The organism is Synechococcus sp. N19, from assembly GCF_900474045.1.
Taxonomy (GTDB): domain Bacteria; phylum Cyanobacteriota; class Cyanobacteriia; order PCC-6307; family Cyanobiaceae; genus Parasynechococcus.
Map to the genome: position 1 here is coordinate 17,228 of NZ_UCNR01000015.1, position 9,386 is coordinate 26,613.

Annotated in this window: 16 protein-coding genes; 11 read left to right on the top strand and 5 right to left on the bottom strand. The window is 59.3% G+C overall.

What is annotated here, in order from left to right:
* The first annotated feature begins 12 nt into the window (after nucleotides 1–12).
* From DXY02_RS08725 to DXY02_RS13095, 3 genes are read left to right on the top strand one after another with little or no spacing between them, the layout of a single operon-like run.
* Entirely contained in the window at nucleotides 13–678 is a 666-nt protein-coding gene (locus DXY02_RS08725) for an SDR family oxidoreductase (protein WP_114989191.1), read from the top strand.
* Between the two features lie 15 nt (nucleotides 679–693).
* Nucleotides 694–1,479 carry a J domain-containing protein gene (locus DXY02_RS08730; protein ID WP_114988978.1) on the top strand — a complete coding sequence of 262 codons (786 nt, stop codon included), beginning with the start codon at nucleotides 694–696 and terminating at the stop codon, nucleotides 1,477–1,479.
* 5 nt (nucleotides 1,480–1,484) lie between these two features.
* The gene (locus tag DXY02_RS13095) at nucleotides 1,485–1,619 is read left to right on the top strand and encodes a hypothetical protein (protein ID WP_256377316.1); all 135 of its coding nucleotides are present in this window, start codon (nucleotides 1,485–1,487) and stop codon (nucleotides 1,617–1,619) included.
* Nucleotides 1,620–1,693: 74 nt separating this feature from the next.
* Here the strand turns inward: DXY02_RS13095 and DXY02_RS08735 are convergent, their stop codons facing one another.
* Together DXY02_RS08735 and DXY02_RS08740 are read right to left on the bottom strand one after the other, a co-directional pair.
* The gene (locus DXY02_RS08735; protein WP_114988979.1) at nucleotides 1,694–1,798 is read right to left on the bottom strand and encodes a DUF4278 domain-containing protein; all 105 of its coding nucleotides are present in this window, start codon (nucleotides 1,796–1,798) and stop codon (nucleotides 1,694–1,696) included.
* A gap of 184 nt (nucleotides 1,799–1,982) precedes the next feature.
* Nucleotides 1,983–2,270: a hypothetical protein gene (locus DXY02_RS08740; protein WP_170951535.1), complete on the bottom strand. Its 288-nt coding sequence runs from the start codon at nucleotides 2,268–2,270 to the stop codon at nucleotides 1,983–1,985.
* Between the two features lie 33 nt (nucleotides 2,271–2,303).
* Here DXY02_RS08740 and DXY02_RS08745 point away from each other — a divergent pair, with 33 nt between their 5' ends.
* From DXY02_RS08745 to DXY02_RS08765, 6 genes are all read left to right on the top strand, one after another.
* Nucleotides 2,304–2,495 carry a hypothetical protein gene (locus DXY02_RS08745; protein WP_244272209.1) on the top strand — a complete coding sequence of 64 codons (192 nt, stop codon included), beginning with the start codon at nucleotides 2,304–2,306 and terminating at the stop codon, nucleotides 2,493–2,495.
* A gap of 9 nt (nucleotides 2,496–2,504) precedes the next feature.
* A complete protein-coding gene (locus DXY02_RS08750) occupies nucleotides 2,505–3,152 on the top strand; it encodes a ParA family protein (RefSeq protein ID WP_114988982.1) in 648 nt (215 codons plus the stop codon).
* Between the two features lie 126 nt (nucleotides 3,153–3,278).
* Nucleotides 3,279–3,485 (top strand): hypothetical protein, encoded by a 207-nt coding sequence (locus DXY02_RS08755; RefSeq protein ID WP_206749638.1) that lies wholly within the window; start codon nucleotides 3,279–3,281, stop codon nucleotides 3,483–3,485.
* A gap of 24 nt (nucleotides 3,486–3,509) precedes the next feature.
* Complete coding sequence (locus DXY02_RS12615; RefSeq protein ID WP_170951542.1) at nucleotides 3,510–3,662, top strand: hypothetical protein; 153 nt, start codon at nucleotides 3,510–3,512, stop codon at nucleotides 3,660–3,662.
* Nucleotides 3,655–3,864, top strand: coding sequence for a hypothetical protein (locus DXY02_RS08760; protein ID WP_114988984.1), 210 nt, complete (start codon nucleotides 3,655–3,657; stop codon nucleotides 3,862–3,864). Before DXY02_RS12615 ends, DXY02_RS08760 begins: the two co-directional genes overlap by 8 nt.
* Before the next feature lie 238 nt (nucleotides 3,865–4,102).
* Complete coding sequence (locus DXY02_RS08765; protein WP_114988985.1) at nucleotides 4,103–5,737, top strand: FAD-dependent oxidoreductase; 1,635 nt, start codon at nucleotides 4,103–4,105, stop codon at nucleotides 5,735–5,737.
* 2 nt (nucleotides 5,738–5,739) lie between these two features.
* On the opposite strand, the gene DXY02_RS08770 is transcribed toward DXY02_RS08765, so the two are convergent.
* Nucleotides 5,740–5,922, bottom strand: coding sequence for a hypothetical protein (locus DXY02_RS08770; protein WP_170950632.1), 183 nt, complete (start codon nucleotides 5,920–5,922; stop codon nucleotides 5,740–5,742).
* A gap of 865 nt (nucleotides 5,923–6,787) precedes the next feature.
* On the opposite strand from DXY02_RS08770, the gene DXY02_RS12620 reads away from it, so the two are divergent.
* Together DXY02_RS12620 and DXY02_RS08775 are read left to right on the top strand one after the other, a co-directional pair.
* Nucleotides 6,788–6,961 carry a hypothetical protein gene (locus DXY02_RS12620; protein WP_170951543.1) on the top strand — a complete coding sequence of 58 codons (174 nt, stop codon included), beginning with the start codon at nucleotides 6,788–6,790 and terminating at the stop codon, nucleotides 6,959–6,961.
* Nucleotides 6,962–7,198: 237 nt separating this feature from the next.
* The gene (locus tag DXY02_RS08775; RefSeq protein WP_114988987.1) at nucleotides 7,199–8,392 is read left to right on the top strand and encodes a DUF4336 domain-containing protein; all 1,194 of its coding nucleotides are present in this window, start codon (nucleotides 7,199–7,201) and stop codon (nucleotides 8,390–8,392) included.
* On the opposite strand, the gene DXY02_RS08780 is transcribed toward DXY02_RS08775, so the two are convergent.
* A complete protein-coding gene (locus DXY02_RS08780) occupies nucleotides 8,382–8,735 on the bottom strand; it encodes a DUF760 domain-containing protein (RefSeq protein ID WP_006849758.1) in 354 nt (117 codons plus the stop codon). The two genes, DXY02_RS08775 and DXY02_RS08780, sit on opposite strands and share 11 nt — an antisense overlap.
* A 49-nt stretch (nucleotides 8,736–8,784) precedes the next feature.
* Complete coding sequence (lepB, locus tag DXY02_RS08785) at nucleotides 8,785–9,375, bottom strand: signal peptidase I (protein ID WP_114988988.1); 591 nt, start codon at nucleotides 9,373–9,375, stop codon at nucleotides 8,785–8,787.
* Nucleotides 9,376–9,386 lie beyond the last annotated feature (11 nt).

Genomic DNA, 9,386 nt, shown 5'->3' on the forward strand with positions numbered 1-9,386 from the left:
CTGAAACTTCCGATGGCGACGTTTCTGGTCACCGGCGCAAACCGTGGAATCGGCTTGGAATACTGCAGGCAGCTCAAGGCCCGTGGCGATGACGTGGTGGCCGTTTGCCGTCAAACCAGTGATGAACTGGAGTGCCTGGGGGTGCGGGTGGAAGCCGGCCTTGAGTTGAGCGACAGCCAAGCCATTGATGACCTGGTGCAGCGACTGGATGGTTTGCCCCTCGATGGCGTCATCCTCAATGCCGGGATTTTGCAGTCGATGGGCCTGATGGATTTGGATCCCTCCGGGATTCGCCGCCAGTTTGAGGTGAACGCCCTTGCTCCTTTGCTGCTGGCCAGGGCGTTGGTGGATCAGATGCCCAACGGAGCGAAGTTGGTGCTGATGACCAGCCGCATGGGCTCCATCGACGACAACAGTTCGGGTGGCTCCTATGGCTATCGGATGTCGAAGGTGGCGCTCAACATGGCCGGAAAGTCGTTGGCGATTGATCTGGAACAGCGGGGCATCGCCGTGGCGATCTTGCATCCCGGATTGGTGCGCACTCGCATGATTCGCTTCAATCCCAGCGGGATCCCCCCCGAGCAGTCGGTGAAGGGGCTGTTGGCCCGGATCGATGGCTTGACCATGGCCACCAGCGGCAGCTTCTGGCATGCCAATGGTGAGTTGTTGCCATGGTGAGGCTGGAGACACGTTTTGGGCTTTGATCCGCGTCAGTGGTCAGGCGGACGCCCTGAACAACGCGTCACTAGCAATGTTGAGGCGTTGCTGGCAGAGAACGACGCTTTGCGTCGCGAGGTGTTGCGGCTTAACCGTGAGTTGGAGCGACTGCAACGTCAGCAACGCCAACGCATTCGTACGGAGCCCAGATCCCATCGCCCCTGGAGTGAGCCATCGGCACAAGTTCCACCGCGCATCAGCAGCCAACAGGTGCGGGCCTGGGGGCAGGCCCTGGCTCAGCAGCCGGGATGGACGGCACTACGTCAGCGCGGATTGGAGCTGTTGATCGAGCAGCTCAACCGCAGTGGTTTTCCTGCCCACTTAACCCTTGAACAGCGGTTGGATCGGTTGGTTCGGGGGCTGGGAACAGATCTCATGGCGGCGGTGGGAGCCAAGCCGAACAAGCAAACAACGGCCGTTCTGGCGGCGTTTGCCTTGTTTGGGGTTCGCGCCAGTGAATGGCTGGATGAGGATCCACAGCGTGTGGTGGAGCAGTTGCGTCAGCGTCAGGACCAATCAGGTTCAAGGCGGCAGGGTCGCCGCACCCGAACGGACCAACGTCAAACGGATCGTCAGGACGATGGCCACGCCCGTGATCCACGCCGTGCCGCTTTAAGGGTGTTGGGCTTGGAGGCCAACGCGTCCCTCGCTGAGATCAAGCAGGCGCATCGAAAACTAGTGAAGCAGCACCATCCCGATCTCGGCGGTTCTGCTGAGGCGTTTCGACGCGTCAATGAGGCGTATCAGTCGTTGGTTCAGTAACGCTTTTGTCCGATGATCTGGGGCAGCAACAGGTGGTGTTGATGCCGGTGGAAGTTGGTGTGGTGCTGATTGGTGCTGGCTTTGCCGTGGGTGTGTCCCTCGCCGTCGCCGTTTGGTTTGAACGTTGGAAGGCAAAATAGCCAGATCCTGAAGGCAAATGAGCCATAAAAAAGCCCCGCCGAGGCGGGGCTTGTAAGAGGTCGTCGTGCTGTTGTCAGCGGGCGACTTTCTGACCGCGATAAACAAGAACCGGACGCTGAACGTTGGATGCAGCAGCGTTGTTCTGGTTGTACTTCTGGCCGCGATAGGTCAGGGTCATGATGGGTTCCTCGAAGCAAGCTCAGGTCCCCGTTCCATGGCCTGAGTCGAACTGCGCCTCGCCGAAGACGAGGTGAACGTGATTGCGTAGCAGTTGCTACAAATCCTTTATAAGGGTGGTGTCAATCCACGTGTCGTTCGTGCTGTTACAGAACAGGAAATCTGTTCAGCTCCGATGGGTTGATTCAGGCCTTTAAGTGCTTCAAGCGCGTTTCGGTGGAGTGTGCACCGGGCGTGGCTTGAGTTGAGGTGCTTTCTGGGTCATCACGGCTGAAGGTGAATTGAATTAATTCTGTCGCCGCTTGAATGGTCGGAATGATGGATCGGCTACCGATCACGAGGTTCAGGCCCTTATCGCTCTGGCTTGGACTCAAAGCTTCCATTAATTCGTTGTTCTGCTGAACAGTTCGGCTGCGATTGAGTGATCCTTGATGCTTACTCAGTGTGAAGCTCATGGCGCCGAAGGACGCCATCCGTACGGTGTGGGCAGGTCAGTTTTCGCGGTTATGAACAGCTCTCAGAGCAAGGATGATTGGGTGAAGGCGCAGCAGCACAAGTTCCATAAACCGATTGATGTCGACACCTTGATGTGGGTGCGCAATCGCCTGATGCGTTTGGAAGTGGAGGCCCGTTGGGCCGACCGCATCTGTGTGTTTGAAGAGTTCTTCCCCAACGACGCGATCATTCCGCGCATCTGAACCTCAGCCATGTTTTTGACTGTCTTTGGCCAGAAGGGTGGTGTGGCAAAAACCTGCACCAGCATTTATTTAGCTTGTGTCTGGGCCCAGCAGGGCCTGTCGGTGTGTGTTGTTGATGCGGATCGCAACCGCTCGGCAACCGCCTACGCAGCCCGGGGGATGCTTCCATTTGAGGTTGTGTCTGTGGAGGCTGCAGCAAAGGCCACCCGCCATTCCCAAGTGATCATCACCGACGGGCAGGCCAGTAGCCACGAAGATGAACTCAAGAATCTTTCGGCCGGAGCAGATCTTGTTTTGCTGCCCACTACGCCGCAAGCGAGATCGGTTGAGCTCACTGTTGAACTCTCCTCAATCCTCAGGCAGATGGACACCATGCATGCCGCATTGTTGGTGAAGGTGGACAGCCGAAAACAACGCCTTGCGCAGGAAGCACGCCAAATTTTGGAGGGTTTTGATGTGGATGTGATGCAGGCGGAAATCCCCTTGTTGGCGGCGTTTGAAAAAGCGGAGGTGGAGGGTGTTTGTGTGTCGAATGCCGTCGATGACCGTGGCCATGCCGATCTGAGGCGCATGGGGGGATGGGCAGCCTATTGCCAGACTGCTGTTCAGATCCGTGATCGCTTGTCGGCAGCAACGCCTGACGCCATTAGTGCTTGATCAAGAAACAGCTCACTTTTGGTGTCGGTCGCCAATCAGACAGATCTTCTGAGCTTCAGCCGTAATCCTTACCTCAGCTGATTGAAGGTTGATGGGTCGCAGTTCTTGGTTGAAGAATCCCACCCGTTGCTCAGCAGCATCCACCTGGCAGCCCCAGGCGCAATCCGCTTCCTCTGGACAGGCGACGGTTACTGCATCCGCTGCGGCGGTTCTGCTCAAGACGCCGAGCATCTCCACCAAAGCCGCATGATCGAAGCCGTGGTGATGCTTGCCATTGGTTTGTCGATGGCAGGCGTGGTTCTTGGCAATCTGAACAACGACGAGTCCGTTTAAGTTCAAAAGCTGTTGCTGCTTTTGATGACGACCTTCTTTGCCTTCATGCTCGGGCAGCTTGAGATCAGCAATCTCACAGCGGCCTTCCTCGCACTGGTGGCGGTGGTTTTTGTGGGCAGCTTCGCAGTGGTGTCGTTGCAGACCGGTGAGCTGATCAAGCCCCCAAAGAATGAGTGACACGTTTGAGCTAAAGGGCCGGCAGATCGTTCTGCAGGCATCCAGCGATCGTGTCGTCGCTGAACGGGTGATGCGCCACATCCAACGGCGGATGGATGAAGACGACTGGCGGCCTTACACCTGCAAGGCCGATGCCGTTCAAGCTTGGTTTCGTCTCGGCGGGATTCGAGCTCAAGTGCTTGAGGCTTTGAATCTGGTCTGATCGCGCCCTGAAGCTCAGAACGATGCCAGCAACTGGGTCATCGCTGCTGCGGCACCGATGCCACCAAAGAACAGCACCAATGGCAGAAAAACAGGCCAGCGGACGGCTGAATCTGAAGCCATAAAACGGTTTCGTCTCCGGACGACCCTATTCATTCCCTCTTCTCTATGGCGATGGCGATCTTTTTTGTGCCATGGCTGCATGATGTGAGGCCTCTCCCAGCGTCTCTGTTTGGTCGATGCCTGAGCTTTCCAAGGCCGCTAACGGTGATGCCTCCCATGTGGTGGTGATCGGTGCTGGCTGGGCCGGCTGGGGTGCTGCCAAAGCTCTTTGTGAAGCCGGTGTTCGCGTCACCCTGGTCGATGGGATGTCGGATCCCACGGGGAGGACGCCGATGCGCACGGCCAGCGGTAAACCCTTCGAAGCGGGCACCCGGGGCTTTTGGAGGGATTACCCCAACATCAGTGCGCTGACCGATGAGCTTGGGCTCACCGACGTGTTCACTGAATTCACCACCAGCGCCTTCTGGTCTCCCGCAGGTCTGGAGGCCACTGCCCCGGTGTTCGGTGACGGGTTGCACTTGCCCAGCCCCCTGGGGCAGGCCATGGCAACGATCAAGAACTTCAAGCGCCTGCCTGTTGCCGATCGCCTGAGCATTGCCGGCCTTTTGGTGGCGATGCTTGATCTGAACCGCAACGAGGAGACTTTCCGCCGCTACGACGCCATCGATGCGTTGACCCTGTTCCGTCAACTGGGAATCACGGAGCGGATGATCGACGAATTCTTGCGTCCGATTCTTTTGGTGGGTTTGTTCAAGCCACCGGAGGAATTATCGGCAGCCGTCACCATGGAGCTGCTCTACTACTACGCCCTGGCGCATCAAGATTCCTTTGATGTGCGCTGGATTCGTTCCGGCAGCATCGCCGAGCAGCTGATCGCTCCCCTGGCGGAACGCTTGCTCGCTTCTGGTCTGCTTACTGTTCTGGGAGGAACGTTGGCCACGCGTCTGAATCTTGATCAGTCAGGCGAAGCGATTCGGTCGGTGGAGGTCCGTTGCAAAGCAACAGGCCGCTCCATCGTTGTTGATGACGTTGATGCGGTTGTGCTGGCGGTGGGTGCCAAGGGCATGCATGCCCTGATGGCGGAGTCGCCGCGTTGCAGTGATGTGCTGCCGGAGCTGGTGGCTGCTGGTGGTTTGGGGGCGATTGATGTGGTGTCGGTGCGGTTGTGGCTGGATCGCACCATTGCGGTCGCCGATCCCGCCAATGTCTTCTCGCGCTTCGACGCTTTACAGGGTGCGGGCGCCACATTTTTCATGCTCGACCAGCTGCAGAACGCGGATCTTGATGCGCTCTGGGGCGGCAGCGAGCCCCAGGGATCCGTGGTCGCCAGCGACTTCTACAACGCCACGGCAATCGCAGCCTTGAGTGATCAGGAGATCGTCGACACCCTGCTGAATGAGTTGTTGCCCCAGGCGGTGCCGGCCTTCCGGCTTGCCCAGGTGCTGGAGTTTGAGGTGCGGCGTTACCCGAGCTCGGTGTCGTTGTTCTCCCCCGGCAGTTTCAGCCAGCGGCCACCGCTGCAGACGGTACTTCCGACTGTTGTCTGCGCTGGCGACTGGGTGCGGATGGGCGAACGCGAGCACGGTGCCAAGGGCCTGTGCCAGGAACGGGCCTACGTCTGCGGCCTCGAGGCGGCCAACGCCTTGATGCGCAGTGGGGTGGTGAGAAGGGCGAATGCTGCGACGCGCCCAGAACATCCGGTGCGGCCGATCCGTCCGGAAGAACCCCATGTGCTGTTGGGCCGGGCCCTCAACAAGCTCGTAATGGACCCCCTGGAGGCGTTCGGGGTCCATTGGCCTTGGCTGGCCTGAGCTCAGAAATTCAGTTGACCTGAAAGCCAGAGTTCCTGCCAAGACCCCGCGGCTGAGGCATTCAGCGCCATCAGGATGGTCACGCTGATGCCACCCAGGGTGAGACCCACCCCCATCATGATCAGGGCGGTCAGTCCTTCCGCTTCGGTGAGCGGTTGCTTTTCGAGAAAGCGACGCTTTGCCATGGCTGCTGATCCGACGCACCCGTTCTGCATCGGCCCAAGGCCACTTGGCAACAGGCCGTATCACTCATTCACGCAGAGCTGCGAGGGGATGACTCAGCGTTGCTTAGGTTGCTGGCCTGCGCTTGACGCCGCACCGATGGGTTTCATCATGCAGCCATGACTGGTTTGATCTGTGGCATGACCGCCCTGTGGCTCCACGCCTGGTGGTGTTGCAGAACAACCAATTCGCCTGCGGTCAAACGCAGCTGGCCCTACCCGCGCTCGTGGAAAAACAGCGCCGATCTGTATGAAAGGCCCTGTCGCCGTCACCGTCATCTCAGGGCGCGCACGCAAATCGGCGCACGCAGCCGCCGCAGCATCGCCGGTAGAACGCCTATCTTGGTAGCGCAAGTTACTGAAAACGCTTAGGTTGGTCCGTCTGGATTTTTCTGTTGAACGGCAGCCAATAGGTCGGGGCCAGAAGTGAGAAGCGCCGTCAGCAGTTGATGGGAGTGTCGTTTGTGGCTGCAGCGGTTGGCGTTCTGGCGTTGTTGACGATCCGTCTTGGCGCCTGTTGCTCCTGGTTCGGTACGCACTGACCTTCTCGGGTTGGCAGCTGGTGGCCTGTGGTGTTGGCTGCCCCGGCAAGGCTGCGATAGCCACCAGATGTGGTGTCCTTAGCCCTTGATTGTGGGTGCAGGGCCGGTATGTTTTGTTTGTTCCCCATCACCTGGCTTCAGCCCATGCGGCTGAGGCTTTTTTATTGCCTTCTTTCAGAAAGTTGTATCCAGGCAGACCAACTTCCGATTGTCTTAAGTGACATTACTTGGTGGCAACGGCCACATCGATATCACGTTCCTTAAGTTGAAAAGAATGTCTTCCCTTGATGTCTCCTGCTGAATTGTCGAGCATCAAATGGGAGAAAGATGGGGAGATGTCTGCGCAAGACACCTGGACTCTGGTGAAAAAGCTCACCAAGGTGGAAGAGCAAGACAAGGCATCCAACCTGTTGCATTCGTCGTCGAAACACAGTCACTCCAAGCGCTCCAATCGCCGTTGAATTCGACCCCCTTTCTTTGCAGGCGGCCTGGTTGTTGATGGAAATGTGGGTGAGGTTGTTCGTTCTGACTCCCCCCCCCCTTTTTGAGGGAGGGCGCCGCCTTGAACACTCCCTCATCTGAGGGATCGACCGTTGGTGTTGGTGGGTTGGCGGCAACCGGGCGAGTGGTGCTGTTCTGGGCCGGAGTGGGTGGTTTGACGCTGGCCTGATCCATTCCTCTGCAGAATCACTGCATTGATGGGGAGTGTGGTGGCTGGAGCTTGTGTGAATCCTGCGGATCAGCGCTGGGGTTTCTGGCCGCTGCTACCGCTCTACCCCTACGGCCGCCGCCGCACGCTGTTCAGTGAGCTGATCCCGGGCCAGCTCTGGAGCCTGGAGCAGCTGCAGGGGGTGTATTACGTGGCCGTGCCGGTGCGGCTCACCGTGGCCAAGGTGCCCGGCGGCTTGATGTTGGTGAACCCTCTGCCGCCCACCGGTGAAGTGCGCCAAGCCATCGCCGGGCTGGAGCAACAACACGGCCCCGTGTGCACGATCGTGCTGCCCACCGCCTCTGGCTTAGAGCACAAGCTTCCCCTCGGTCCCCTGGCCCGCGCCTTCCCGGATGCGGACATCTGGGTGTGTCCGGGCCAGTGGAGCTTCCCGGTGCAGTTGCCTCTGTCCTGGTTGGGTGTGCCGGCTCGTCGCTCCAAGGTGTTGTTCGACGATGGCCTTCCCCATGGCGATGTTTGTGAGTGGTTCTCCCTTGGACCGCTCGACCTTGGCGTGGGCCGTTTCCAGGAGGTCTCCTGTTTGCATCGCCCGTCAGGCGCTCTGTTGGTGACCGATGCCCTGGTGGGCATCAGTGCTGACCCCCCGGCCTTGTTCGACCTCGATCCAACGCCGCTGTTGTTCCATGCTCGCGAACGCGGCGATGAGCCCCTCATTGATTCAGCGGAAGCTCGCCGTCGCGGCTGGGCACGGCTGGTGCTGTTTGCCTCCTACCTGAGGCCGGAACCGCTGGAAGTGCCTGCGCTGCCGGAGTTGCTTCGGGATGCGTTCAAGCCCGGGCTGCGTTCCTTGAAAGCCCACTTCGGCCTCTACCCCTTCCGCTGGAAAGCCGGTTGGCAGGTGGCAGCCGATGGCTTGATCGGCGAAGAAGCGCCCAAGTTGCAGGTGGCCCCGGTGCTTGAGCGGTTGGTGTTGCCCAGAGCCAAAGAGGCTCTGTTGCGATGGCTGCAGGAGTTGAGCGGCCAGGCTGAGCTGCGCTGGCTGGTGCCGGCTCACTACAGCGCGCCGGTCACATTCACGCCCGAAACCGTGCAACACCTGCTCGCGTCATTGCAACAGCGGGACTGGGCTCCAAGTTCTGAGAACTGGGAGTTTCTTGGATCCATTGATCAGCGTTTGCTCGATCTCGGCGTTGTGCCTGATCAGCCCGTGATCAAAGCTTGAGTTCGTCTTCCGGCTCGATCGCCATCTGCTCATCAGCGAACAGGGTCTCTTCCAGTTCCTTGCGCTGTTCCATCTGGCGCAGGAAATAACCCGTCATCATGGCCGAGGCCAGCATGTTGGCGAGGTTGTCGCGGTTGGCCGTCACCTTCACCTCAAAGTGCTCGCCAGGAAGCATTCCCAGCAGACCCTGAACGTTGTGGCGAATGATGTCCTGAATATCGTTGCTTGCTGATTTCGCGACCCGTTGCAAGGTGTCTGGAGACTGCTCCTGCAGGTACTGGATCAAGCTGTTCCCCGCGTGACCGTCACTGCTGTCAGTTGTCAGGAACTCGGGGTTAAACATTCGTGTGTGATCTACATCACGGACTTGACCTTAACGCAAGCCATTGGCATCAACCGCCATCGCTGCTGTCGGTGATCCGTAACGGACCGAACCTCTGCAGCGGCCAATACCGCCACACCGCCGTGCCCAGAACATTGGTTTCCGGCAGTGATCCCCAGAGGTGGGAATCGAGACTGGCATTGCGGTTGTCCCCCATCACCCACAGCTGATCCGCCGGCACGGTGATCGGGGCCATCTCGTAGTAAATCGCTTCCGCTAACCAGGGTTCCGCAGCCGGTTCACCGTTGCGGAACAGCCTGCCGTCGTGCACGTCAAGCTGATCGCCAGGCAGCCCTACCACCCTTTTGATCAGTGCTGCGGATGCGTCGTAGCCAGCGGCCACGAGCTGCTCCGGCGGGGCGAACACCACCACATCGCCCCGGTGCAGATGGCCGTGGCGGCTGCGGGCCAGGCGCGGCCTTACCTTCTCCACCAGGATGCGGTCCTGCAGCTGCAGGGTGGGCAGCATCGAGCCTGAGGGAATCCAGCGCGGTTCCACTACCAACCAGCGCAGCAGCAGCGCCAGCAGGGCCCAGAGAATCAGATTGCGCCAGAAGCCCTTGCTGTCTTCTCCTGGAGTGGGTGTCGTGGGTTGGGTCATCGTTGACCGAA